Annotated in this window: 22 protein-coding genes; 7 read left to right on the top strand and 15 right to left on the bottom strand. The window is 53.9% G+C overall.

The features are described from left to right. Positions 1 to 18 precede the first annotated feature (18 nt). The 3 genes from udk to BIY29_RS06295 all read right to left on the bottom strand — a co-directional run bounded on the left by udk (position 19) and on the right by BIY29_RS06295 (position 2,235). The gene (gene udk, locus BIY29_RS06305; RefSeq protein WP_121574305.1) at positions 19 to 660 is read right to left on the bottom strand and encodes a uridine kinase; all 642 of its coding nucleotides are present in this window, start codon (positions 658 to 660) and stop codon (positions 19 to 21) included. 277 nt (positions 661 to 937) lie between these two features. Further along, positions 938 to 2,047, bottom strand: coding sequence for an iron-sulfur cluster carrier protein ApbC (gene apbC, locus BIY29_RS06300; protein WP_121574304.1), 1,110 nt, complete (start codon positions 2,045 to 2,047; stop codon positions 938 to 940). Further along, a complete protein-coding gene (locus BIY29_RS06295; protein WP_121574303.1) occupies positions 2,044 to 2,235 on the bottom strand; it encodes a hypothetical protein in 192 nt (63 codons plus the stop codon). Before BIY29_RS06295 ends, apbC begins: the two co-directional genes overlap by 4 nt. 37 nt (positions 2,236 to 2,272) lie before the next feature. Here BIY29_RS06295 and metG point away from each other — a divergent pair, with 37 nt between their 5' ends. Then, a complete protein-coding gene (gene metG / locus BIY29_RS06290) occupies positions 2,273 to 4,300 on the top strand; it encodes a methionine--tRNA ligase (RefSeq protein ID WP_121574302.1) in 2,028 nt (675 codons plus the stop codon). Between the two features lie 469 nt (positions 4,301 to 4,769). Further along, on the top strand, positions 4,770 to 5,558 hold the full coding sequence (gene xopAK / locus BIY29_RS20025; RefSeq protein WP_147437142.1) for a XopAK family type III secretion system effector: 789 nt from the start codon (positions 4,770 to 4,772) through the stop codon (positions 5,556 to 5,558). Positions 5,559 to 5,654: 96 nt separating this feature from the next. Here xopAK and BIY29_RS06280 read toward each other — a convergent pair whose 3' ends face one another. From BIY29_RS06280 to BIY29_RS06235, 9 genes are all read right to left on the bottom strand, one after another. Further along, entirely contained in the window at positions 5,655 to 6,524 is an 870-nt protein-coding gene (locus BIY29_RS06280; RefSeq protein WP_121574300.1) for a DMT family transporter, read from the bottom strand. A gap of 124 nt (positions 6,525 to 6,648) precedes the next feature. Beyond that, a complete protein-coding gene (locus tag BIY29_RS06275; protein ID WP_240629998.1) occupies positions 6,649 to 7,269 on the bottom strand; it encodes a TetR/AcrR family transcriptional regulator in 621 nt (206 codons plus the stop codon). A 35-nt stretch (positions 7,270 to 7,304) separates the two neighbouring features. Beyond that, positions 7,305 to 8,462 (bottom strand): pyridoxal phosphate-dependent aminotransferase, encoded by a 1,158-nt coding sequence (locus tag BIY29_RS06270; protein WP_121574298.1) that lies wholly within the window; start codon positions 8,460 to 8,462, stop codon positions 7,305 to 7,307. A 33-nt stretch (positions 8,463 to 8,495) separates the two neighbouring features. Then, positions 8,496 to 9,305 (bottom strand): SDR family oxidoreductase, encoded by an 810-nt coding sequence (locus BIY29_RS06265; protein ID WP_121574297.1) that lies wholly within the window; start codon positions 9,303 to 9,305, stop codon positions 8,496 to 8,498. Positions 9,306 to 9,307: 2 nt separating this feature from the next. Continuing rightward, positions 9,308 to 10,990 (bottom strand): hydantoinase B/oxoprolinase family protein, encoded by a 1,683-nt coding sequence (locus BIY29_RS06260; protein WP_121574296.1) that lies wholly within the window; start codon positions 10,988 to 10,990, stop codon positions 9,308 to 9,310. Then, positions 10,990 to 13,074, bottom strand: a complete 2,085-nt coding sequence (locus tag BIY29_RS06255; protein ID WP_121574295.1) for a hydantoinase/oxoprolinase family protein — start codon at positions 13,072 to 13,074, stop codon at positions 10,990 to 10,992. Before BIY29_RS06255 ends, BIY29_RS06260 begins: the two co-directional genes overlap by 1 nt. Positions 13,075 to 13,126: 52 nt before the next feature. Further along, on the bottom strand, positions 13,127 to 14,467 hold the full coding sequence (locus BIY29_RS06250) for an MFS transporter (RefSeq protein ID WP_121574294.1): 1,341 nt from the start codon (positions 14,465 to 14,467) through the stop codon (positions 13,127 to 13,129). 71 nt (positions 14,468 to 14,538) lie between these two features. After that, positions 14,539 to 15,171 carry an RraA family protein gene (locus BIY29_RS06245; RefSeq protein ID WP_121574293.1) on the bottom strand — a complete coding sequence of 211 codons (633 nt, stop codon included), beginning with the start codon at positions 15,169 to 15,171 and terminating at the stop codon, positions 14,539 to 14,541. 726 nt (positions 15,172 to 15,897) lie between these two features. Beyond that, positions 15,898 to 16,131, bottom strand: a complete 234-nt coding sequence (locus BIY29_RS06235) for a hypothetical protein (protein WP_121574292.1) — start codon at positions 16,129 to 16,131, stop codon at positions 15,898 to 15,900. A 100-nt stretch (positions 16,132 to 16,231) separates the two neighbouring features. Between BIY29_RS06235 and BIY29_RS06230 the strand changes: the two genes are divergently transcribed. Continuing rightward, positions 16,232 to 17,230: an aldo/keto reductase gene (locus BIY29_RS06230; protein WP_121574318.1), complete on the top strand. Its 999-nt coding sequence runs from the start codon at positions 16,232 to 16,234 to the stop codon at positions 17,228 to 17,230. 520 nt (positions 17,231 to 17,750) lie between these two features. Beyond that, positions 17,751 to 18,218: a DUF2846 domain-containing protein gene (locus BIY29_RS06225; protein ID WP_121574291.1), complete on the top strand. Its 468-nt coding sequence runs from the start codon at positions 17,751 to 17,753 to the stop codon at positions 18,216 to 18,218. A gap of 576 nt (positions 18,219 to 18,794) precedes the next feature. Here the strand turns inward: BIY29_RS06225 and guaA are convergent. After that, positions 18,795 to 20,372, bottom strand: coding sequence for a glutamine-hydrolyzing GMP synthase (guaA, locus tag BIY29_RS06220; RefSeq protein WP_121574290.1), 1,578 nt, complete (start codon positions 20,370 to 20,372; stop codon positions 18,795 to 18,797). 91 nt (positions 20,373 to 20,463) lie between these two features. Further along, a complete protein-coding gene (gene guaB / locus BIY29_RS06215; RefSeq protein ID WP_121574289.1) occupies positions 20,464 to 21,930 on the bottom strand; it encodes an IMP dehydrogenase in 1,467 nt (488 codons plus the stop codon). Positions 21,931 to 22,102: 172 nt separating this feature from the next. Here guaB and xseA point away from each other — a divergent pair, with 172 nt between their 5' ends. The 3 genes from xseA to BIY29_RS06200 all read left to right on the top strand — a co-directional run bounded on the left by xseA (position 22,103) and on the right by BIY29_RS06200 (position 25,045). After that, positions 22,103 to 23,494 (top strand): exodeoxyribonuclease VII large subunit, encoded by a 1,392-nt coding sequence (xseA, locus tag BIY29_RS06210; RefSeq protein ID WP_121574288.1) that lies wholly within the window; start codon positions 22,103 to 22,105, stop codon positions 23,492 to 23,494. A 169-nt stretch (positions 23,495 to 23,663) separates the two neighbouring features. Next, entirely contained in the window at positions 23,664 to 24,707 is a 1,044-nt protein-coding gene (locus BIY29_RS06205) for a M4 family metallopeptidase (protein ID WP_121574287.1), read from the top strand. After that, entirely contained in the window at positions 24,704 to 25,045 is a 342-nt protein-coding gene (locus BIY29_RS06200) for a protealysin inhibitor emfourin (protein WP_121574286.1), read from the top strand. The genes BIY29_RS06205 and BIY29_RS06200 overlap by 4 nt, the downstream gene beginning before the upstream one ends. Positions 25,046 to 25,055: 10 nt before the next feature. On the opposite strand, the gene BIY29_RS06195 is transcribed toward BIY29_RS06200, so the two are convergent. After that, entirely contained in the window at positions 25,056 to 25,286 is a 231-nt protein-coding gene (locus BIY29_RS06195) for a zinc ribbon domain-containing protein (protein ID WP_121574285.1), read from the bottom strand.

The raw sequence follows: 25,286 nt of genomic DNA, 5'->3' as shown, positions 1-25,286 counted from the left end.
AAAAAAAACCCAATAAGATTATTCAAAGAACTGGCTTATCTTGGCTTTCAGAATATCAATCGCAATCCGGTTTTTCCCGCCGCGTGGCACGATAATATCGGCATATTGTTTTGATGGCTCAATGAATTGCAGGAACATCGGACGTACCGTTTTCTGATACTGCTCCATAACAGAATCCATTGAACGGCCACGTTCGTTAACATCGCGCCGCATCCGGCGCATCAGGCAGATATCCAGTGGCGTATCAACAAAAATGGAAAAATTCATCTCATCACGCAGACGGGCTTCCGTCAGCAGCAGAATGCCTTCCAGAATAATGACCTTCTTTGGCTCAAGGTGCACCGTTTCCTGCTTACGGGTATGTTCAACATAGCTGTACAAGGGAAGTTCTATCGCCTGACCCGCTTTTAACATTTTAAGATGCGTCAGCAACAGGCTGTGATCCATTGCGTTGGGGTGATCGTAATTCGTCTTGACCCGCTCTTCCATCGTCAGGTGACGTTGATCTTTGTAGTAACTGTCTTCGGGTATCACACCAATATGCTCGTCACCAACCTGGTCACGCAATTCACGGTACAGTGTGCTGGAAATAAGACTTTTACCGGAAGCAGATGCACCCGCTATCCCGATGATGACACACTGATGAGATTTATCAGTCATGGTATTAACGACCTGATTAACATAAAAAAAGAGAGGGATACACCAATGGGTGCCGTGACGCGGCAATTATAGGGAGTTAGCGCTATTCATGCCAGCGTTTCCATTTCACGCTGGCCAGCCGGAATACGCCGCTCCCCGATCTGTGCTATCTCTTTGTTATTACGGCTGTCCCTCCGTCATTTCCGCGCCAAAAACACTCCCGGTGTTTTGAACGCCGATTGCGGCGACCCTAAAGGCCCCCAGGGATGGGACGAGTAACCGATTATCTTGTGGCCGATTACAAGGCGCGGAAAGCGATTTCGGTCGGAATCACCTCCCCCTGCCAGTAAAGCTGTGCGGCAACCTGCCCGGCCAGCTCACGATACAATGAGGTAAATTCGCTGTCAGGATGACTGACCACCGTCGGTTCGCCACGATCCAGATCTTCGCGCAGCGAAATATGCAGCGGCAGTTGCCCCAACAGCGCGCAATGGTATTTTTCCGCCAGTTTCTGCGCTCCGCCTGCCCCGAAAATCGGTTCCAGATGGCCGCAATGACTACAAATATGCACGCTCATGTTTTCTACGATGCCCAGAACCGGCACGCTGACCTTCTCGAACATGGCAATGCCTTTCATGGCATCCATCAGCGCGATATCCTGCGGCGTAGTCACCACTACCGCACCGGTGACAGGAATACTCTGCGCCAGCGTAAGCTGGATATCCCCGGTTCCCGGCGGCATGTCCAGCACCAGATAATCCAGATCCGGCCAGAGGGTGTCCTGCAGCAGTTGCAGCAGCGCCTTACTGGCCATCGGCCCGCGCCACACCATAGCGTTATCATCGGTGACCAGATAACCAATCGAATTGGTTGCCAGTCCGTGCGCCATAATCGGCGCCATATGCTGACCGTCCGGCGAGGTCGGGCGTTCGCTCGCCGCCCCAAGCATGGTGGGAATCGACGGCCCATAGATATCGGCATCCAGAATACCGACATTGCCCCCTTCCGCCGCCAGCGCCAGCGCCATATTCACCGCAGTACTGGACTTGCCGACGCCGCCTTTGCCGGAGCTGACCGCAATAATATTCTTCACGCCTTTCACCCCGGCCTGATCGTTCACCCGGCGCAACGTGGCGATACTGTGCGTTAAACGCCACTCTACCGCCGCCGCGCCAGACAGGCGCAGCAGCTCATCACTCATCGCTTCTTTTAATGCTTCCAGACCACCAAGCCAGGCAAAGGGCATGGTCAATTCAATATGCAACACATCATCCAGCAGCGCACAGTGATGCAGCGCATTCAGGGTCGTCAGGTTATTTTTCAACGTCGGGTGCTGAAAAGACGAGAGTACCCCGGTAACCATAGCACGCAGTGCTTCCGGACGCTGATCGGGGAGATTAGGGTTCATTCCGGCTCCTTGAAATTCTCGTTATTTAACCGATAAAAAACCGTTATAGCATACCAGAAGGACATACGGCTGGCGTCATCAGCGATAAAAAACCCCGTAACGCTTCGCAAAATAGCCACAACGGTTTGGTCTTCAAACCGGTTTGCATAAGGCAGCGGTTTACGCGCTAAGGCGCTATCGGTTAACATCGGCTTCCCTCTATCATCAAAAGAAAGCAAGTTCCTTATGACTCAAGTCGCAAAGAAAATATTGGTAACGTGCGCGCTGCCTTACGCTAACGGTTCGATCCACCTCGGTCATATGCTTGAACACATTCAGGCGGATATCTGGGTTCGTTTCCAGCGAATGCGCGGCAACCAGGTTCACTTTATCTGTGCAGACGACGCCCACGGCACGCCAATCATGCTGAAAGCCCAGCAGATGGGGATCGCGCCCGAGCAGATGATTGCGGCGATGAGTCAGGAGCATCAGCAGGATTTCGCGGGTTTCAACATCAGCTATGACAATTATCACTCCACGCACAGTGAAGAAAACCGTGAGCTGTCCGGGCTGATTTACCGTCGCCTCAAAGAGAACGGCTTTATTAAAAATCGCACCATCTCCCAGCTTTACGATCCGGAAAAAGGCATGTTCCTGCCGGACCGTTTCGTTAAGGGCACCTGCCCGAAATGTAAAGCGACCGATCAATATGGCGATAATTGTGAAGTCTGTGGCGCGACGTACAGCCCAACGGATCTGATCGATCCGAAGTCAGCCGTTTCCGGCGCCACGCCGGTGATGCGCGACTCAGAACATTTCTTCTTTGATTTACCGGCATTCAGCGGCATGTTGCAGGCCTGGACACGTTCAGGTGCGTTGCAGGAGCAGGTTGCCAATAAAATGCAGGAGTGGTTCGATGCCGGCTTGCAGCAGTGGGATATCTCCCGCGATGCGCCTTACTTCGGTTTTGAAGTGCCGGATGCGCCAGGTAAATATTTCTATGTCTGGCTGGACGCGCCGATTGGTTATATGGGCTCATTTAAAAATCTGTGTGATAAACGTAGCGATCTTGATTTCGATGAGTTCTGGCGTAAGGGTTCCACCACCGATCTGTATCATTTTATCGGCAAAGACATTGTCTATTTTCACAGCCTGTTCTGGCCGGCAATGCTGGAAGGCAGTAACTTCCGCAAACCCACCAACCTGTTTGTACACGGTTACGTAACGGTCAACGGCGCCAAGATGTCAAAATCACGTGGCACATTTATCAAGGCCAGCACCTATCTGCAACATCTGGATGCAGACTGCCTGCGTTATTACTACGCGGCCAAGCTCTCTTCCCGTATTGATGACATCGACCTTAATCTGGAAGACTTTGTCCAGCGCGTGAATGCCGATATTGTTAACAAACTGGTCAATCTGGCGTCCCGTAATGCCGGTTTTATCAGTAAGCGTTTCGGCGGCAAGCTGGCCGATAAGCTGGCTGATGCGAAACTGTACCAAACCTTTACCGATGCGGCAGAAAGCATTGCCGAAGCCTACAGCCAGCGCGAGTCAGGCAGAGCGATCCGTGAAGTGATGGCGCTGGCCGATGTGGCCAACCGCTACGTGGATGAAAAGGCGCCGTGGGTAGTGGCAAAAGAGGAAGGGCGCGATGCCGACCTGCAAGCCATCTGCTCAATGGGCATCAATCTGTTCCGTGTGTTGATGACCTATCTGAAGCCGGTGTTGCCTGCATTGGCGCAACGTGCCGAAACGTTTCTGAATCAGGAGCTGAAGTGGGATGAGATTACCGCGCCTTTGCTGAATCATCAGGTGAATACCTTTAAGGCGCTATTCAACCGCATCGATCTGGATAAAGTCACGGCCATGGTGAATGCGTCGAAAGAAGATATGGCGACCGCAAAAACCGTATCCGGCCCGCTGGCGGATAACCCGGTACAGGAAACCATCAGCTTTGATGACTTTGATAAAGTGGATATGCGTATCGCCCAGATCAAACAGGCTGAACGGGTTGACGGTTCCGATAAGCTGCTGCGCCTGACGTTGGATCTGGGCGGCGAAACCCGTCAGGTCTTCTCCGGCATCCGAACGGCTTACCCGGATCCTTCCGTGCTGGAAGGTCGGCTGACCGTAATGGTGGCAAACCTGGCTCCGCGCAAAATGCGCTTTGGCGTTTCAGAAGGTATGGTGATGGCCGCTGGCCCCGGTGGAAACGACATCTTCCTCCTCAGCCCGGACTCCGGGGCTAAACCTGGAATGCAGGTGAAATAAATACGCCGTCCAGATCGTTAGCAAACTGCGTTCATTACGCCGTCTCTGCGGCCTCTTCCCTCCCCCGTCCGATGCAAACGCACGCTATCGGAAGGTGAATACAAAGCCCCTGCTCCTGCAGGGGCAGCCAAACCCAACTTCGGCCGACCATCGATAACAACTCACATTTTCGTTCCGGTGCGGTGCGGTGCCGATGAAGGCGCTGAATAAAATGACATTAGGTATGCCGATCAGCGTTCGCGTTGCGTGCCATAGCCCGAAAAGGCACATTGTGTACTAAATCTCATTTATCCAACAATGCCAAATTTTCCCTTTAATCTGAAAAATAAAAGAATAGGGAACTCCATCCTTAATACACCACAAATAAACCGTAAGTCGCCACAGAATGTCTGTAAAAAAATTAATCATGCTAAAGATTGAATAAATAAACATCAACAAATTGAATGAGAATAGAAAAAATATGCACATAATGAATAATATCTATCCAAATAACTGGCAAACTCACTATCAAGATCTTAGCGACCAGGAAGCAACGAACTCTGGAATGTTAAGCCATTCTGAATACCAAGATGTTGCCTCTTCCTCCAACGTAACGAATCATCCACAATCATTACCCTCTCGTGTTGTTAATACCGCGACCGACCATGAACGCCAACTGAGCCTGGCGCAAATGGCACGTCCTACGGCTGGTAACCAGGAAAGGTCGTCATCAAACATCAATATGCGCCCATACCGCATATTGGAACAAACCTATCGTTCATTATTCAACGCGGGTGGCATCGAAGCAACAAATCGCACGAGCGTACCTAACTCAGGACGTGTATTGGATGTCGACATGGATGAATGCATGGCGACTACCACGCAACATTACAACAGTATCGGCACCAAAGCACTTGGCCCTTGTGTTGCAATATGCGGAAGGAGTAAGAATGAATCAGGAAACATGGTAATGGGCATCTATCATTACTCAGGCCTTGAAGATGCCAATGAAGCGATAGATCATTTAATTAATTCAATAAAAAAAATGGGCGGAAAAACAAATATTGATATCCAACTTGTCGGGGGGTGTGCTCTGGAAGATGAAGATGAAAGTAGCCTCGTCACAGAACAAAACTTACTTAGCCTTAGTAACGAGTACAACATTTCGGCAGTCAGGTTACATGTTAGTCAAGGAGCTGATGAAGACGATTGTACCCATTATGTAAACCTTATTATGACGCCGGAAAAAACTTATTACGGGCCTAATCTTGATTACTAATATTAATATCAGGTCTTTCTTTAAGTTTAGTGAGAGGTATATCCGCTGCGACGACAGGCAAAGCCACCAAAAAAACGCTGATGATAGATAATGACATCAGTTTAATTTTTTAGCCGCAGTAAGTTGATGTTTACTATATAGGGCGATAAACGTGCCGCCGACGACGATTGCCGCGCCCGTTACTTTCCACGGATTCAGACTGTCGCCCAATACTACGGCCCCCATCAGCAAGGCAAAAACCGGGCTAAGTAATGACCAGGGAATAATCTGGTTGACAGGATATTGCCGGAGTAAGCCATACCACAATGAATAAGCCACGACGGAGCATACGATGGCGCTATATAGCACGGCAAACCATCCGCGCCAACTGGCGTGGGTCATGGCGGTCAACTGATGCGACTCAAACAGCCATGACATTATCCCGACTATCGGGATCGCCAACAGCGACATCCATCCCGCCATCGTCACGGGATGGATAGCCGAAACCCGGCGCACGATAACATTGGTGACAGCCCATCCCAATGCGCTAATCAGCAGGATTAATCCCCCCAGCCAACTGTTGAGCGTCGGACTGCCGCAAAGCACCGCCAGCCCTGCCAACGACAGCACAATACCGCTCATTTGCCTTGCATTCAGCCTTTCATGATAGCAGATAGCCGCCAATATCATGGCCAGAGGCGTTCCCAACTGCACAATAACGGCTGCCGTACCGGCATCGGTGTAGGTCACCCCTAGAAACAACAATGAAAAATGCATAAAACCAAAGGTAAATGCCAGACAACACAGCACCGGCAACTGCGCCCGGCGAATACGGGTGAAAGGCACCACCAGCGCAGCCACGACGATAAAACGCAGTAACGTCATAAATAGCGGCGGGATCTCACTCACCCCCATCTTGATCGCCACGGCATTGAACGCCCAACAAGCGACGATGAATATAATCAACAGCAGATGTTTTAATGGCACGATATTTACTCATAAAAAGAGAACATACCGCCAACGGCGGACGGTACGAAACACAATGATGGCGATAATGCTGTTGTGCTTTTTCCAGCTAACGAACGCAATCCTCCCGCAGGCGGCTAAGGCGTTATTTCACCCGACAGTCGTCGAGAGAAAACGAATTGGCCGTGGCAAAACCGCGCAGGCCACCGACCAGTACCGACATTAGTTGCGTGCCCACCTGCTTTTCGGTCAGGCCCACGGTGTCAATCAGATCGAAAATTTCACGCGGGTCAAACAGAATATTCCACAGAAATACCGCCTTATCGCCGATATCCGGCAGATCCATCTCTTCCATAGCGTCACGCAGCGCGGGCCGTACGGCATTGGCTTGCACCAGCAGGTATTCCGCCCCTTCCCACAGGCGTTCCAGATATCCCCGGCGGTTACGCATCGGCACCATCGCCGCACCGCGCTGACGCACCAGTTTGATCCAGTAGCGGCTGATGCTATCCAGCCGCTCCAGGCCGCTGCCGGACTGTTTCTGGCTGTATTCAAGCAACAACGCGCCGACGTCGTGACGATAGGTGTTCAGCACTTCCTCAACCGAAGCGAATTGCCGATACGCCGTCGCCACCGAAACGCCAGCCTCATTGGCGATTTCCGTCATGCTGATCGGCCCTTCCGCCACTTCAAATAGTTTTGCCGCCGCCTGAATCAGGTTCTTACGGTTTCTCTCGGTGTCACTGCGCAGGGGTTTCCTCATCATGATCCTTATCCGTTGGTTATTGTCATCAGGCAGGGTTACCGCAGCATCGCCAACCCCTGTTTCAGGCGTTTGATACCTTCAACGATAGCCTCTTTGCTGGCCGCGTAAGAAAGACGCAAGTGCCCTTCGCCCGCCGCGCCGAATTCACTGCCTGGCCGCACGGCGATACCCTGTTCGCGCAGCAGGGCAACCATGTCGATGGATGGAATCGGCATTTCGTAAGACGGGAAGCAATAGAACGCGCCTTCCGGCTCATTGAGCGTCAGACCGGGGATGTCCCTCAGCCCCTCTATCATTAATACACGGCGTTCACGGTAAATATCATACATACGTTTGACGTCATCTTTACACTCTTTGAGCGCCACCAGCGCCGCTCGCTGAACCGCGCTGTTCACCGAGCCATTGACGCTATTATGCACCCTGGCGGCGGCGGCGATCATTCCGGCGCTACCGGCCAGATAGCCGACGCGCCAGCCGGTCATGGCATAGCTTTTCGAGAACGTCTGGCAGTACAGGGTGCGCCCGCGGAACGTCGGCAACGCCAACACCGAGGTGAACGGCTCGCCATTGAACACCAGATCGCTGTATGCCTCGTCGGCGATAACCAATGTATTGTGTTTATTGACCAGTTTGCCCAGCGTTTCAATCTCTTCACGGGTATGCACGATACCGGTGGGATTACCCGGGTTGCAGAAGACAAACAGCCGGGCTTCTTCCAGTACGTTGTCCAACCGTGCCAGATCCCAGTGGAGATCGGCCTTACAGGGCATCGGCACGCAAACGCCGCCCGCCATATTAACCAGATCCGCATACAGCGAATAGGTAGGATCGGGGATCACCACTCGATCGCCAGGATTGACCATCGATAAGATCGCCGCCGACAGTCCGGCGGTGCCGCCGTGCGTCACCAATACTTCGCCCGCTTTTACCGCATAGCCGGACTGAGCGGAAATATGATCCGCCAGCGCCTGACACAACTGTTTATCACCCAGCAGCGGCGCATAATGGGTAAAGCCGTTTTTCAACGCGTCGGCGGCGGCCTGTACGATGCGTGGCGGCGTATCAAAGTCGGGTTCGCCCATCGCCAGCGAGATCATATCGCCGCTGGACGCCGGCTGTTGTACGCGCAACGAGGTGCGTTCGATACGCAGAACGGCTTCCGCCGCTTTAAATTGAGAGACAGAGGAAAACATGCTTCACCTTTTTCGTTAATTGATGCTCAGAATTCAGAGAGATTCCGTCCGTTCGTCACAGCACTCCGGCGGGGCGTTTTTCCAGCGGCTGACATCCAAATCGCCGGAAATGTCGCGCTGATGAGTGGGCGCCACTATCAGTTCTTCAATCACAGTGCGGGACGGCAGCGCGGCGCACAGCAACACGGCCTCGGCCACGTCCTCCGGTTGCACCATGCTGTCGCGTACACTTTGCAGCGGCGGATTGGCGCGGCTGTCCATGATCGGCGTATTCACCTCGCCGGGCAGAATACAGGTGGCGCGAATGCCGTCATTGCGGAATGTGTTGTGCAGATAGGTCATAAAGTTGCGTACCCCGGCTTTCGCCGCGCCATAGGCCGCCCCCCCCAGCAGATTTGGGCGTAGCGCCGCCAGCGACGATACGGTGATGATGGTGCCGTTGTTGCGCGCCAGCATGTCCGGCAGCACCGCCTGCGTCAGCAGAAATACCGCTTTCAGGTTGACGTTCTGCACTTGCTCCCACTCTTCTTCCGGGACCCAACGTGCGTTCAGGGTTTTGCTGGCGCTGCCGGCATTGTTCACCAGAATATCGACGGCCCCCAGTTCGCGCCTGACCCAACCGACCAGCGCTTCAACTTCAGCCTTGTTTTCGATGTGGGCGGCGTAGGCCGATGCCTGTCCGTCCTGTTGACGGATCTCCCAAGCCACCGCTTCCAACACCGACTGGCGGCGCCCCACCAGCACTACATGCGCGCCGCGTGCCGCCAGTAATTGGGCCGAGCTTTTACCAATGCCGGTGCCAGCGCCAGTGACAATTGCTATCTTTCCTTGTAATGCGTTCATATTCAATTCCTCAACAGTTCTTCCGCACCGACGCCGTAATCACGCAGCGCCCCTTCTTTGGTGATATAGCCTTCTCTAAGGTCGAACAGGATGTCGGCTTTAGCCCGCTCAGTTGTCGGCATCTTGCCGCCGCCGCCGGGCATCTGAATGGTGACTTCACCACCGGGCATCACATCATGGCGACCCACGGGCTTTTCCAATTGCCGTCCATTGAGGGCGATAAAATTCGGCGCGCCGGCTTTGCCGCCCAGAACCCCTTCAGCCGGGTGTTTCTGGCGGGAATAAAACATGCTGTGCGACAGCGGATAGTTGCTGGTATTGCGGATCACCATGCGCTGCGCTACACCGCCGCGATAGCGGCCCGCGCCGCCGGAATCCGGCACAATCGCTTTTTCCAAAAAAAGCAGAGGCGTGGTGGATTCGATCAGCTCAATCGGCGTGGAGGACATGTTGCCGGGGAACCCGGTGACAATACCGTCTGCGGCAGGACGGGCGCCGGTGCCGCCGTTGACGCATAAACTTTCGACAAAGCGGTGGCCGTCATTGAACTGCCCGGCGAAAACGTCGCAGGTCACCGGGGCGCTTCCAGAGTGGCCCATCACCCGCTCCGGCATGACTTCCGACAACGCGCTAAAGATGGCGGCATGGGCCATATGGCCGACGCGGTTGCGCATTTCCACGGCACGTGGCGGGCGGGCGTTGGCGATAGAGCCTTCCGGCGCGGTCACCCGGATGGCGCGGAAACAACCTTCATTATTCGGCAGATGCGGCTCCAGCAGGCATTTGAGCGGATATACGCTGTAGGCATAGGTAAACGACATCGGGCAGTTGCTGCCGAACATCGATTCAGCGGAAGAACCGGTATAGTCGATCACGATACTGCTGCCGTTGACGATGACCGCCACATGCAGATGGATGTCGCCTTCGTAGTCACCGATATCGACGGTGGCCTCATAGCGGCCATCCGGCACCGCCTCAATAGCCTTGCGCATCGCGTTATCGGTCAGGGCGTGAATTTTTTCCGCCAGCGGTTCCACCGAACTGAGGCGCAGGTCGTTCATCAGGTTCAACAAGCCGTCTGCGCCGATCTGGTTGGCGGCCAGCATCGCGTGCAGATCGCCTTCCACCTGATCCGGCGCACGCACATTCGCCAGCAGCAGATCCATCAACTGCTGGTTTACCTGACCGGCGATCATCAGCTTGCTGGGGGGAATGAGAAAGCCTTCCTCGTACATATCACGTGAGGAGCCCATATTCAGCGAACCGCCAATATCCGACATATGCGCCGCCGAACCGGTGAACGCCACCAGTCGGCCACTGCGGAACACCGGAGTGACGATGGTGACGTCATTCAGATGACCGGTGCCAAGCCAGGGATCATTGGTGATCAGGCTGTCGCCCGGCTTAAGCGTTTCCGCCGGGTACTTCGCCAGCAGGTGGCGCACAGTGGCGGGCAACGTGCCGATAAAAACCGGGACGCTGGTTTTCGGTTGCGCCAGCGAATTGCCTTTCGCGTCCATCAGTAAACAGGAGTAGTCGCCCACCTCACGTATGATGCTGGAGAAAGCCATGTTGACCAGCGTGGTGGCCGCCTCTTCCGAAATGCTGACCAACCGATCCCAGGTAATACGCAGACTGATGGGGTCGTCGAGAAAGCTCAGATTATCTTGCGTCGGGTTGGTCATCAGTTTAACTCCATCAGAATATTGCCTTGTTCGTCGAGATGGGCGACCGCACCCGGCCCGACATAAATCGCACACTCTTTTTCCTGTAACAGCGCCGGCCCGTCGATTTTCCGCCCCGTTTCAAGCAGGCTGCGCGGCACCACCCGGCATTCGCCGAACCCTTGTTCGCGCCCCAGATAAACCTTCAGCCGTTTCTCGTGCGCTTCAGGTTCCGGTGCCTGTTTGGCGGAGGTATTCAGGCGTGGCGGCGTGGTCTGCACCCGGCCACGCCAGTTCACCACTTCCACGCCCAGCCCCGGCAAGGTGCGACCGAAACGCGCCATGTGCGCCGCCTCAAAGGCATCGATCAGCGATTGCACGTCTCCCTGAGAGAAAAATGTATCCGGCGGCGTGATAGTCAGTTCGGAGCCTTGTCCGACATAACGCACATCCGCCAGCCGTTGCGCCGTGGCGGTCGCCGGATCGGCATTCGCCGCCGCCAGCGTGGTGAAGGCTTCGTCTAACCCTTCGGCAAACAGCGCGTTAATCGCCTCAAAGTCGATTCCCGGTTGCAGGCGGCAGCGCTCGGCGCGCACGAAATCGGCGCTTGGCGGCGCGGTGAGCAGACCAAAAGCGGAATAAACACCGGCGCCGTTGGGGAAAAACACCCGTTTTACGTCCAACAGTTTGGCCAGCGACCAGGCGTGGCTGGGACCGGCGCCGCCGAACGCCAGCATGGTCATCTGCGCCGGACTAACGTTCTTCTCCACCGCATGGGTACGTAGCGCTTCCGCCATCTTATGGTTAGCGACTTCGTGAATGCCCCAGGCGGCGTCTTCCACGCTCAGGCCCAACGGTTCGGCCACGCGGCGTATGGCCTGACGTGCGGCTTCCACATCCAATGCCATGCGCCCGCCAAGAAAGGCGTCCGGGTCGAGCAGGCCCAGCACCAGGTTAGCGTCGGTGACGGTGGGCAGCTCGCCGCCGCGTCCGTAGCAAGCCGGGCCGGGGTAGGCGCTGGCGCTTTCCGGGCCGATTTCCAGCAGGCCGAGCGTGTCCACGCGGGCAATACTGCCGCCACCGGCGCCAATCTCAATCATGTCCACTACCGGCAGCTTGACCGGCAGGCCGCTGCCTTTCAGCAAGCGGTCTGCACGGCCAACTTCATAATCCGTGGTGATCGCCGGTTCACCGTTGCGCACTACACAGGCTTTGGCCGTTGTGCCGCCCATATCGAAAGCCAGCACCTGCTTCAAATCGGCCTTGCGCGCAAAAGCGGCGGTGGCGACAATCCCGCCCGCCGGGCCGGATTCGATAATACGCGTCGGGTACTCCGCCGCCACTTTGGGCGCCATCAACCCGCCATTGGAACCCATTACCAGCCAGTCGCAGGTAAATCCTCCTTCACGCAGCTTGTTTTCCAACCGCGCCATATAGTTGCGGGCTTTCGGCTGAACAAAGGCGTTCATCGCCGTCAGCACGCCGCGATCGTATTCGCGGATCTCGCGCGACACCTTATGCGACACCGAGATGGATACGCCCGGCAATTCCCGCGCCAACAACGCTTCAATACGGATCTCATGCTCAGGCCAGGCGTAAGCGTGCATACACAGCACCGCCACCGCCTCATAGCTCTGCGCTTTCAGCTCTGCCGCCAGCATCACGATCTCCTGCTCATCCAACGGTGTGACGACCGCTCCCCGGCTGGTAACGCGTTCGTTGATTTCATATGACTGTGAACGCGGCAACAGCGGCGCCGCCGGTGCGCCGTTCAGATCGTAAATGTCGTAACGGTATTCCCGCCCAAGCACCAGCACATCGCGGAAGCCTTTGGTCACCACGAACGCGGTTTTCGCTCCGCGCCGCTCCAACAACGCGTTAATGGCCAGGGTGGTGCCGTGGGTGATGGTGTGAATGTCGCCGGTTTGCAGTCCCGCCATTTCCACCAGTTGCGTCAGGCCGGTATAAGCTCCTTCCGACGGATCATGCGGCGTGGTCAGCGTTTTATGGCGCAGCGCATAGCCGGTGATATCATTCAGCAGCACCAGGTCGGTAAACGTACCGCCAATATCAAACCCGATTCGCCAGGGAAACGCGTGTTTCATAATTACCTCAGTGTTCGATTCAATAGGTTCAGATAACTACCCGATCAGGCAATCACTCCGCATTGAGCGGTTTGCCAGCCGTCTCTTTCAGATACAACGCGCTGATAATGGTGAGAATGGCGGTCAGTATCACCATATAGCTGGGGATACTGGCGATACCGGTCAGACCGATAAGCCAGGTCATCAGCAATGGCGCGGAACCGCCGAAAATCACCGTGGACAGGTTGAAACCAATGCTGTAAGCGCTGTAGCGCACGTTGGTCGGGAACATCTCCGCCAGCGTTGCCTGGATCACTGCGGCATGGCCAGCAAAGGCGAAAGCCAGCAGGATGGCGGCCATACAGGCCAGCGGCATCATGCCCAGCGTTAACAGCCAGAAACACGGCCAGGCCAGCACCGCCATCGCGACGGCGGACGCAATCAGCAGCGGTCTGCGCCCCAGGCGATCCGATAGCCAGGCCATCATCGGGATAGCGCCGATAATCGTCAGCAGGCCACAGGCGGTCACCATCAGGCTCTGTACCTGAGTGAAGTGCATAACCTTGTGTAGATAGGTCGGCATATAGACGAACAGCACGTAATAGCCCGGCCCGTTCACCGCCGGCAGCGTGATCGCCAGACCGATGGCTTTCAGATGACGTTTTGAGGTCAACACGGTACGAATAGGATTGTGAACCACCCGTTTGCTTTGCTTGATCAGTTGGAAGTGCGGGGTGTCCTGAATACGGGTACGGATATAGACGCCGATCATCGCCATAGGTATGGCCAGCAGAAAGGGAACGCGCCATAGCCATTCTTTCATGGCGTCAGCCCCCCAGATGTTGATAAGGCCACTCACCAGCAGGCTACCGAACAGCAGAGCGATAAACGATCCCATCACCAGCGGCGACATCACCACGGCGCGGCGGTGATCCTCGGCATATTCGGCCACGAATGAGCCTGCGCCGGAAACTTCCCCACCGGCGGAGAAGCCCTGCACGATACGCAGCAGAATAAGCAATGCCGGCGCTGCCCAGCCGATGCTGGCATAACTGGGCAATAGACCGATGGCTGCGGTAGCCAACGAAATCATCAGCAGCAGAATCGCCAATAGTTTTTGCCTGCCAATACGATCGCCAAGATAGCCGCAGATAACCCCGCCGAATGGGCGCACCACGAAACTGACGGTAAAACCAAGATAGGTGAGCATCAGTCCGGCGTCGGTCAAGCCCATTTCGCTGGATGAGAACACCAGCACCAGCGTGCTAACCATCAAGCCATAAATACCGTAGTCATACCATTCGACAAATGAACCCACGCCCCCTGCCAGTGAAGCGCGTCTGACAACGTTATTCTGAGCGTTTTCTTTGACGGGTAAAGCGTAATTCATTGGAACCGTTTGTGATTTAGTCATTTTTTTGCCCTGCAACGATAGTTGAAGTTACCCGCTCAACCACTGGCGGCGGCACCTGTTTGCTCTTTAAATCAGCGGTATTTCCGGGTGACCTCGGCAGTCATCTCGGCTTCGCGTTTTGCTACTTCCCGCACTTTTTCCAGCACGTCACGCGCACGCCAGAAGGGAATCACGATAGCGCCGTCTTCATCGGCGACCACGATATCGCCAGCGGCGCACACCACGCCGCCGATCGAGACGGGTTCGCCAATCACACCTGGTCCGTTTTTGTACGGGCCGGCCGGACTGACTCCGCGGGCAAAGGTGGCGAACCCGGTGGAAGCAATGACCCGAAGGTCGCGGACGGCGCCGTCAATTAGCTGTCCGACTGCGCCGGCATGTTGAAAACGTTGGGTGAGCTGTTCGCCGACCAGCGCACGGTCAATATGTCCCATGCCGTTAATCACCACGACATCACCGGGTTCGATATGATCCAACGCCATAATTACGGCGGCGTTATCGCCTGCGGGTACTTGTATCGGTAGCGCGAAACCGACCAAATGCGTGGCGGCGGTCATGGGCTTAATCCCGGCGTCGCACATATTTAGGCGTTCCATCGCGTCGCCGATATTGGCTACCGGAAATGGCGAGAAAGCGTCGAGCCATTCTTTTGACGGTCGATCCCAGTGCGGAGCGATACGGACTTCTGCATCTTCAAGAGCCATGAAACTCACCTCTGTCTTATAATTTAAAAGGAGAAAATTTTCTCTATTGAGAATGTATTATCATTTTTAAAAAGACAGTAATCATATTTTCTTTTGATTAATCCATTGGTGAGGGGAATAAATTTACGGGTTATTATAAAAATTATATGCTTCAATAAGTTAGTCTTTATTTTTCATAATTCATCGGTGGATTTACACTATTCTTGATAAGAAATTCATATACATAACAAATACCACAATAAAATAATGCACCATTTCGGAATATATGCACCATATGCGACTATTATTTTGCATCATATTAGCGCCCGAAATTAGGGCATTGCACCATAATTACTTCATTTAACTAATTGGTGAATATTTAAATCATTATGAGAAAACCAATAATATAGATTCAGATAAAATAGGCTTTTTATCTGAATATCCTGTTATGCCGATAACCTCTATCCGCAGGTTATCACCCGAGACACTCTGCACATGATCCAAGGTCGCATCGACCAGAACCTTGCTCTGCTGCGCTAAGGTTACACAAGCTGCGGTTGGTGGTGATAATCGTAGCGGCAAGACAGCGGCTCAATAGCCGTCCGGCCTATCGAACATTCTATTTTCCGATGAGATCCACTGCCCGGCAGCCAGCAACAATGAGTCGCTATTTGATAAAGATCTGTTTTAACCGCGGTATCAGTTTCATGACCATTACGGTTGCTTGTTTGTATCTCATGGGCCACATTAACCGATATCGACGATATATTGTGCAAAGCACGCCGTGAAACCGGTCTGATCCAAGAAGCGCTCGCCCAACGCCGGGTTGAGGAGGAATGAAACCAGGCGTGCGTATTTGCGGACAACCGTCGCTCGGTAAGCCCGCAGGCCACGCCACTGGCCGCACACAATCTCAAGAAGGTATGCCTTATTCCGATAAGCCGCACCCTTGTCAAATGCAAAAATAAAGGAGGAATCCATGTATACACGACGCAAATTCCTGACCAGCACGCTTACTGCTACAGCAGTACTAACCTTCGGTGGTTTGCCTGGCCTTAACGGCACTGTGCTGGCTCAGGACATGCCCGGAACAGGCAAGCGCCAGCTGGGCCGCTCCGGGATCGAGATTGCCCCGTTCGTGCTCGGTGGCAATGTGTTTGGCTGGGGCATCACCGACAAGCAACGTGCGTTCGATATCCTCGACCACTACCTCGACGCAGGCTTCCAGGCCATCGACACCGCCGACGCCTACTCGCACTGGGTGCCGGGCAACAGCGGCGGCGATTCGGAGACCCTGATCGGGGAGTGGCTGCGCAGCCGCGGCAGGCGTGACTCGGTGGTGCTGATAACTAAGGTCGGCGCCCCCTGGGGCGACAACGGCGGCGGCCTGGCCCCGGCCTATATCGAGCGTGCGGTGGAAGGCTCACTGCGGCGCCTGCAAACGGACCATATCGACGTCTACTTCTCGCACTTCCCCGATCCCGCCACGCCGCACGAGGAAACCCTGGCTGCTTACCAGCGCCTGATCGAAGCCGGTAAGGTGCGGGCTATCGGCGCATCCAACTTCAGCATCGAGCAGGTGCGCGTAGCGCTGGATGTCTCGGCGGCCAACGGCCTGCCGCGCTACGAAGTGCTACAGCCGACCTACAACCTCTATGACCGCCGCGACGACGGTACGAGCGGCTATGCCTATGCTTATTTCGACCGTGCGTTGGCCGACCTGGCGCTCGCCGACGGACTGGGGGTGATCACCCACTCCAGCCTCGCCCAGGGTTTCCTTTCGGGCAAGTACCGCAGCGAGGCTGATCTGTCCCAAAGTGTACGCGGCCCCGCCGTCGCCCGTTATCTCAACGCGCACGGGCATCGCATCCTTGCCGCGCTGGACGAAGTGGCCGCACGGCATCAGGCGCAACCAGCCGAGGTCGCGCTGGCCTGGAACCTGTCGCACCGAGGGCTGACGGCGCCGATCGCCAGCGTGACCAGCATCGAGCAGCTTGACAGCCTGCTGCGGGCACCCGCTCTGGCGCAGGCACTGACGGAAGAGGACATCGCCGTGCTCAATCAGGCCGACACCGCCTGAGGGCTGGCCGCATCAGCACAGAACTGCCGAACCAGAGCATCGCTGGGTTGACGAAGCGTAAAACGACCGGTACAAGATAGAAACCGATAGCCAGCAGAAAACAACAATCGCCAGAAATCTATATGATTTTACTGGCGATTCTCTGGATTATCTAAACTCTCGTACACGATATTTTCTTTGTCTAATCCATCCAGCCTCTCTCAATTCTTCCATAGTCAAACGACCTACACTTTTTGCTCGATGAGTATAAGCGATTGCGATATCGACAATTTCGAAATGGAATCGCCATTCAAAACAAATGGCATCCGTTTTATCGAACTGAACTGCAACAAGCCCACTTCTTTAGGATAGACTGCGGCCACTCATTAATGCGTCTGTTGTCATTCCCTGACCTTTGTTACTTTCGATCTGACTTTTGCACCTTACATTCACAGTTTGTTACGTCGTGTTTCAATAATGACACGCTCATAAAATGAGATTATTCTCACTCTACTGTTTTTTTTAACTCTCTGAGAATTCGATGAATAAAATAATCTTCATAGCTGTAATTGTTTCTTCAATGCTTCTTGGCGGTTGTGCCTCGGTTCCTTTAGCCAGCGATGCTGAAAATGCGACGGCTAAATCATTCCCTACACCGGAAAACGGTAAAGCTGGTCTCTACGTGTACAGGGACAGTTTTGTTGGGAAAGCATTAAGAAAAGACGTTTATCTTGATGGGCGCTGCCTCGGAGAAACCTCCGACAGAGTCTTTTTCTATCAGCAAATATCGGCCAGTCAGCCGCATATGCTGGGGACAGAGTCCGAGTTCTCCCCTAATAACCTGACGCTCAATGTAACCCCTGGGAAGAACCACTTTGTTCGCCAGTACATCAAAATGGGCGTTTTCGTTGGCGGTGCCGGGCTGGAACAGGTTTCTGAAAGCGAAGGTATGCGCGTCGTTTCCAAATCGGAAGTTAAGTTAGCCGTACCAGGTAAGTGCGATAACTAATCGGCTGCGATTGTATGCTACTGGCGTCCAGCCCGCATCCGTGGCTGGATGTTGTTTCACTGCTCCGCACCAGCATTTCTGTTTGATGGCCTGGACGATGGCCCCGGCCTGTGCCTTTAATTCCTCTCGTTTTACACGTTTGCCCAACACAATTATTTGCCAGATTAGCAGGGGCTTCTTAACAATCTTATTGTCATTTTTTCGAATAGACTCTGTAAGTCCGCTTCTCTCATAGCAGACCTGATGGCCCTTCTGTTTGCCCGCTCTGTACCAGGAGCGGCCAACAAAATGAATCAAAAAAACGCTATACCGTGGTCACTTTTAGCTAGCAACTATAATATCGGCGTCTCCACAATGGAGAATTGAGCAATTTTTATGGGAGATCACCACTCTATATGACAGAGATTTCTTGCAGCTCTGACCGGTCGAACTGGTCGGATATTGCATAACTCCCAGGCAAACCAATTACCCATTCATTTTTCTGGGTAGGAAATACAATATCCACCATCAGCCATGATTATGTTAGCAAGCCCTGTTCGGTCTAAGTGTTAGCGGAACTCAGCGGATGCTAAAAACTTATTCCCACTCTATCGTCGCCGGGGGCTTTCCTGACACGTCATACACCACGCGGGAAATGCCATCCACTTCGTTGATAATACGGTTAGATACGCGACCGAGGAATTCATACGGCAAATGCGCCCAGTGTGCGGTCATAAAGTCGATGGTTTCTACCGCACGCAGCGAGACGACCCAATCATACTTGCGGCCATCACCCATTACGCCGACAGAACGTACCGGCAGAAAGACGGTAAATGCCTGACTCACCTTGTTATACAGATCGGCCTTATGCAGTTCTTCAATGAAGATTGCATCGGCACGGCGCAATAGATCGCAGTATTCTTTTTTCACTTCGCCCAATACACGCACGCCAAGCCCCGGCCCCGGGAATGGATGTCGGTAAAGCATGTTGTACGGCAAGCCCAGTTCCAGACCGATCTTGCGAACTTCGTCTTTGAACAGTTCTTTCAGCGGCTCTACCAGACCCAGCTTCATCTCTTTCGGCAGACCACCGACGTTATGATGAGACTTGATGACATGGGCCTTACCGGTTGCCGACGCGGCGGATTCAATAACATCCGGGTAGATGGTGCCCTGCGCCAACCACTTGACCTGATCCTGCTTACTGGCTTCTTCGTCGAATACTTCAACAAAGACACGACCGATTGTTTTGCGTTTCACTTCCGGATCATCAATCCCGGCCAGCGCATTGAGAAAACGATTTTCCGCCGGCACGTGAACGATATTCAGGCCGAAATGATCGCCGAACATCTCCAGTACCTGATCGGCTTCGTTCAAGCGCAACAATCCGTTATCTACAAACACACAGGTCAGGCGCTTACCAATCGCACGATGCAGTAACATCGCCGTGACCGAAGAATCGACCCCGCCGGACAAACCGAGGATCACGTGATCGTCGCCCACCTGCTGCTGAATACGCGCCACTGCGTCGTCGATAATCTTGGCTGGCGTCCACAGGGCTTCACACTGGCAGATATCACGCACAAAACGCTCCAGAAGACGCAGCCCTTGTCGGGTATGCGTCACTTCCGGGTGGAACTGTACGCCGTAAAAATGCTTCTCTTCGTTAGCCATAATGGCAAACGGGCAGGTATCGGTACTGGCAACCGTGACGAAATCAGCGGGGATCGTCGTCACTTTATCACCGTGGCTCATCCAGACGTCCAGCAGCGGTGCGCCATCTGCGCTCAACGCATCCTGAATATCCCGCACCAGTTCGCTATTGGTTTTAACTTCAACCTGGGCATAGCCGAATTCACGTTGGGTGGAACCTTCAACTTTGCCGCCCAATTGCATCGCCATAGTCTGCATACCATAGCAGACGCCAAGTACCGGCACGCCAGCCTGGAAAACATACTCAGGCGCGCGCGGACTGTTAAACTCGGTGGTGCTTTCCGGGCCGCCGGAAAGGATAATCCCGTTCGGATTGAATTCGCGGATCTGCGCTTCTGTGACATCCCATGCCCAAAGTTCACAATAAACACCCAGTTCACGAATACGTCGTGCAACCAACTGAGTGTATTGCGAGCCGAAATCCAAAATAAGAATGCGGTGTTGATGAATGTTTTCTGTCATGAGAGGCGTATTCCAAAATACGAAAAAGCAAAAGTGATTAAACCCGGTAATGTTACCGGGTTTAACGGGTTAAATCAGCCTGCAAATCACCTTATGAACCCATCCGGTAGTTCGGTGACTCCTTAGTAATGGTAACGTCGTGGACATGGCTTTCCTGAATACCGGCGCCACTGATGCGCACAAACTCAGCCTGAGTACGCAGGGCATCAATCGTCCCGCATCCGGTCAGGCCCATACAGGAACGCAGACCGCCCATTTGTTGATGGACGATTTCTTTCAGGCGGCCTTTGTAAGCCACACGGCCCTCGATACCTTCCGGCACCAGTTTGTCGGCCGCATTGTCACTTTGGAAGTAGCGGTCTGACGATCCTTTGGACATCGCCCCCAGCGACCCCATGCCACGGTAGGATTTAAAAGAACGCCCCTGATACAGTTCAATCTCACCGGGTGATTCTTCCGTACCCGCCAGCATTGAACCCACCATCACGCAGGCAGCCCCCGCGGCAATCGCCTTGGCGATATCACCGGAAAAGCGAATACCGCCGTCGGCAATAACCGGAACGCCGGTGCCTTCCAATGCTTCTACCGCATCAGAAATTGCCGTGATCTGCGGTACACCAACACCGGTAACGATACGGGTAGTACAAATAGAACCAGGGCCAATACCGACTTTGACAGCGCTGACACCGGCTTCAGCCAGCGCTTTCGCACCTGCGCCCGTTGCTACGTTACCGCCGATGATTTGCAGATCCGGGTATTTAGCACGGGTTTCGCGGATACGCTGCAACACACCTTCGGAATGACCATGTGACGAGTCAATCAGCAACACATCAACCCCGGCTGCAACCAGCGCATCAATACGCTCTTCGTTGCCAGCGCCGGCGCCGACTGCCGCCCCTACGCGCAGACGACCATGCTCATCTTTACAGGCGTTAGGTTTACGTTCTGCTTTCTGAAAATCTTTTACGGTAATCATGCCGAGCAGGTGGAATTGGTCATCCACCACCAGCGCTTTCTCAACGCGTTTTTCGTGCATTCTGTGTAGAACCACTTCGCGGGCTTCCGCATCTTTTACCGTGACCAGACGTTCTTTCGGCGTCATAACGGCGCTGACCGGCTGATCCAGGTCGGTCACAAAGCGCACGTCACGACCAGTAATAATACCGACCAGTTCATTGCCTTCGGCCACCACTGGATACCCCGCAAACCCATTACGTTCGGTCAATTCTTTAATCTGACGCAACGTGGTGGTTGGCGTAACGGTTTGTGGATCGACCACTACACCGCTTTCATGTCTTTTTACGCGGCTGACTTCTTCAGCCTGACGCTCAATGGACATATTTTTGTGAATAAACCCCAGACCGCCTTCCTGCGCCAGCGCAATCGCCAGGTTGGATTCCGTTACGGTATCCATAGCTGCGGATAACATGGGGATATTCAAACGGATAGTTTTCGTCAGTTGAGTGGTCAAATCAGCCGTGTTAGGCAGAACAGTAGAATGTGCGGGAATAAGGAGAACATCGTCAAACGTCAGTGCTTCTTTAGCGATACGTAGCATGGGCAATATCTCACCAAGGTGGATGTGAAGAACGGATAAAATATTGCCGTGGCATTATACAGAGCGTAATCGGTTGCCTCCAGCATTTTTTCACTAAAATGCTTGATTACCTTTTACAGGCAGGTAGTATCAATCGATTAAGTCACTGTTTTAAAATTTGATCTGGCTCACAATGTCTCAATTTCCCTCCTCTGCAATTTTTACCGTTAGCCGCCTGAACCAGACGGTGCGACAACTACTTGAAATGGAAATGGGACAGATATGGCTTTCCGGCGAAATCTCTAACCTTTCTCAGCCGTCATCCGGCCACTGGTATTTTACGCTGAAAGATGAACGTGCGCAGGTACGCTGCGCCATGTTCCGCAACAGTAACCGCCACGTCACTTTTCGCCCGCAAAACGGTCAGCAGGTATTGATACGCGCCTCGATTACCTTGTATGAACCACGCGGTGATTATCAACTGCTGGCGGAAAGTATGCAGCCCGCCGGCGACGGTCTGCTGCAACAGAAGTTTGAGCAATTAAAACAGCGCCTTGCTTCGGAAGGACTTTTCGATCAACAGTTTAAACAGGTATTGCCAAGCCCGGCCAGACAGGTCGGGGTAATTACTTCCGCCAGCGGCGCCGCCCTGCACGATATTTTAAAAGTGTTACAACGGCGCGATCCCTCACTACCGGTCGTGGTCTACCCTACAGCCGTACAAGGCAACGACGCGCCGCTACAGATTGTCCGCGCTATTGAACTGGCAAACCTGCGCCATGAGTGTGATGTGCTGATTGTGGGTCGCGGTGGCGGTTCGCTGGAAGACTTATGGAGCTTCAACGATGAACGGGTGGCACGGGCTATTTTTGCCAGCCGCATTCCTATCGTCAGCGCGGTTGGCCATGAAACCGATATCACCATCGCCGATTTTGTCGGTGATTTACGCGCCCCTACGCCATCAGCCGCCGCGGAACTGGTCAGCCGTAATCAGCTCGAACTGCTGCGCCAGATACAATCCCAACGCCAGCGGTTAGAAATGGCGATGGATTATTATCTTGCCCAGCGTAACCGTGATTTTACCCGCCTGCATCACCGTTTACAGCAGCAACACCCACAACTGCGGCTGGCGCGTCAGCAAACAGAGCTGGTTAAACTGCGCCAACGTTTGGATGAAGGTATTCAGTTGCAGCTTAAGCAACTGTCGCGCCATAGCGAGCGTTTACAGCAACGTCTGATTCAGCAACAACCACAGCCGAAAATCCATCGTGCGCAGCAACGTTTACAGCAGTTACATTATCAGATGCAACATGCCCTTGAGCGTCAGCTTAGTCAACATAAGCAGCGGCTGGGCGTTGCCTGCTCACATCTGGAGGGCGTAAGCCCCCTGGCGACGCTGGCACGGGGTTATAACGTCACCACCGCATCGGATGGTAAGGTGCTGAAAAACGTCGCACAAATTACCGCTGGAGAAACGTTGAAAACCCGGTTACAAGACGGCTGGGTAGAAAGTCAGGTCACGGCGCTGATGCCGCAAAACGCTACCGCCACCTCGCCCACCAGGAAGCAACGTAAAACAACTTAGTGCAATATGGGGATTTATCCTAAAACAGAGGGCAGACCCCAAAATCCCCGCCAACTTCTGAATTATACTGTTCCCCCAGCCCACTAATTCTGGTAATGAAAGTAAGAATGAGTACGTTTTATTGATCGTCTGCGTTACCCGATGATCGCCTTTTTCAAGGAGATAAGGTATGAAGTCCAGACCGATTCACAGCGTGATCCCGCCCTACATTTTGCATCGCATTATTGCTAATGGTTCAGAGGCCGAGCGTCGTTGCGCCCAGCAAACCCTGATGCATGTCCAATCACTCATGGTCAGCGCCCACCCCAGACCTGCGCCTCATCCCCTGGCTTCTGCGGGTCAGGCCCAGCGCGAAATTCATGATGCGGGAAACCAGCAGCAGTTACCCGGCAAACGGGTGCGTGCAGAAGAGCAAGGCAGCAACGGCGATATCGCCGCCGATGAAGCCTATGACTACCTTGGCGTCACCTATGACTTCTTCTGGCAGGCCTTTCAGCGTAACTCGCTTGATAATCAGGGGTTAACGCTGGCAGGCACGGTACACTACGGTCAGGATTATCAGAATGCGTTCTGGAATGGACAACAGATAGTCTTCGGCGACGGTGACGGCAAAATCTTCAACCGCTTCACCATCGCCATTGATATCGTGGCGCATGAACTGGCGCATGGCGTGATAGAAAACGAGGCGGGATTAATCTATTTCAGGCAATCCGGGGCATTGAATGAATCGTTGTCTGACGTTTTTGGCTCACTCGTGAAACAATTTCATCGGGGGCAAACCGCAGAGCAGGCGGACTGGACGGTAGGTGAAGAGCTACTGGCGGAGGGGATCCACGGCACCGGCCTGCGCTCAATGTCAGACCCAGGAACTGCGTATGACGATCTATTATTGGGCCGGGATCCGCAACCTTCCCATATGGACAGATATATCAACACCCGTGAAGATAACGGCGGCGTACACCTTAACAGCGGTATACCGAACCGTGCATTCTATCTGGCGGCAACCGGGCTGGGGGGCTATGCCTGGGAAAAAGCCGGCAGAATATGGTATGACGCTCTGTGTGATAAATCGCTGCCACAGAATGCCGATTTTGAGATTTTTTCCCGCTTTACCATCCATCATGCCGCGCAACGTTTTGACTCGTCCGTGGCCGATATCGTTAAACAATCATGGGAAAAAGTGGGGGTGGTATCTGTAATGAGGGGCCTATGAAGACATTGCCCGAACTCACCAATGACGCCATTGTGGAGCTGGCGCGTGAAGGCGGTATTGCCTGGGTTCCCAAGCTGACGGGACTACGGCGTTTTACGTTGGACGGACTGCCGGCATTAGATCGGGAACGTATTTGTCGCGCTATCCGCGACGCGTTTCAACTGGCGCGTGAACCCGGAGAATCTGACTCCCCTGGGCGCGGTGATCAATTTTATTACCGTATCCACATCAGCTATCGCCATCCACAGAAAAGTCAGTATGCCGAAGCGACATTACTGATCCCGGAAAAATATGCGCCGCCGGAGTTGGAAGATCTGTGGCGTAACGGCATTCAGTAATGATACCGCATCAGGCGTCAGCCGGGAGATAGCTGAATACCACGCGTTTCTTTGAAATTAACCCATGCCCTTGCTGACAAAAGTAATCCACCGCGCCACAGGCTTTTAGCTCCTGAAGCAGGTGTTTACATTCGGGACAATGTGCTTCCCGCAGGTAATCCTGCTGACAGGCCGGGCAATGAAAATAGCTGCCACTTTTCCAGTTCATGACGCTGTGGCAGCGTGGGCAGGTGATTTCCAC

Origin of the sequence: Brenneria alni (assembly GCF_003666245.1) — a bacterium.
In the GTDB taxonomy this organism is placed as follows: Bacteria; Pseudomonadota; Gammaproteobacteria; order Enterobacterales; family Enterobacteriaceae; genus Brenneria; species Brenneria alni.
Note: the sequence above shows the minus strand (reverse complement) of the source record. Positions and strands in the feature narration are given on the sequence as shown.

Coding starts and splice junctions, on each gene's coding strand:
- udk (WP_121574305.1), bottom strand. CDS start 660: ATGACTGATAAATCTCATCAGTGTGTCATCATCGGGATAGCGGGTGCA.
- apbC (WP_121574304.1), bottom strand. CDS start 2,047: ATGAACCCTAATCTCCCCGATCAGCGTCCGGAAGCACTGCGTGCTATG.
- BIY29_RS06295 (WP_121574303.1), bottom strand. CDS start 2,235: ATGTTAACCGATAGCGCCTTAGCGCGTAAACCGCTGCCTTATGCAAAC.
- metG (WP_121574302.1), top strand. CDS start 2,273: ATGACTCAAGTCGCAAAGAAAATATTGGTAACGTGCGCGCTGCCTTAC.
- xopAK (WP_147437142.1), top strand. CDS start 4,770: ATGAATAATATCTATCCAAATAACTGGCAAACTCACTATCAAGATCTT.
- BIY29_RS06275 (WP_240629998.1), bottom strand. CDS start 7,269: ATGATGAGGAAACCCCTGCGCAGTGACACCGAGAGAAACCGTAAGAAC.
- BIY29_RS06270 (WP_121574298.1), bottom strand. CDS start 8,462: ATGTTTTCCTCTGTCTCTCAATTTAAAGCGGCGGAAGCCGTTCTGCGT.
- BIY29_RS06265 (WP_121574297.1), bottom strand. CDS start 9,305: ATGAACGCATTACAAGGAAAGATAGCAATTGTCACTGGCGCTGGCACC.
- BIY29_RS06260 (WP_121574296.1), bottom strand. CDS start 10,990: ATGACCAACCCGACGCAAGATAATCTGAGCTTTCTCGACGACCCCATC.
- BIY29_RS06255 (WP_121574295.1), bottom strand. CDS start 13,074: ATGAAACACGCGTTTCCCTGGCGAATCGGGTTTGATATTGGCGGTACG.
- BIY29_RS06250 (WP_121574294.1), bottom strand. CDS start 14,467: ATGACTAAATCACAAACGGTTCCAATGAATTACGCTTTACCCGTCAAA.
- BIY29_RS06245 (WP_121574293.1), bottom strand. CDS start 15,171: ATGGCTCTTGAAGATGCAGAAGTCCGTATCGCTCCGCACTGGGATCGA.
- BIY29_RS06235 (WP_121574292.1), bottom strand. CDS start 16,131: ATGGATTCCTCCTTTATTTTTGCATTTGACAAGGGTGCGGCTTATCGG.
- BIY29_RS06230 (WP_121574318.1), top strand. CDS start 16,232: ATGCCCGGAACAGGCAAGCGCCAGCTGGGCCGCTCCGGGATCGAGATT.
- BIY29_RS06225 (WP_121574291.1), top strand. CDS start 17,751: ATGAATAAAATAATCTTCATAGCTGTAATTGTTTCTTCAATGCTTCTT.
- guaA (WP_121574290.1), bottom strand. CDS start 20,372: ATGACAGAAAACATTCATCAACACCGCATTCTTATTTTGGATTTCGGC.
- guaB (WP_121574289.1), bottom strand. CDS start 21,930: ATGCTACGTATCGCTAAAGAAGCACTGACGTTTGACGATGTTCTCCTT.
- xseA (WP_121574288.1), top strand. CDS start 22,103: ATGTCTCAATTTCCCTCCTCTGCAATTTTTACCGTTAGCCGCCTGAAC.
- BIY29_RS06205 (WP_121574287.1), top strand. CDS start 23,664: ATGAAGTCCAGACCGATTCACAGCGTGATCCCGCCCTACATTTTGCAT.
- BIY29_RS06200 (WP_121574286.1), top strand. CDS start 24,704: ATGAAGACATTGCCCGAACTCACCAATGACGCCATTGTGGAGCTGGCG.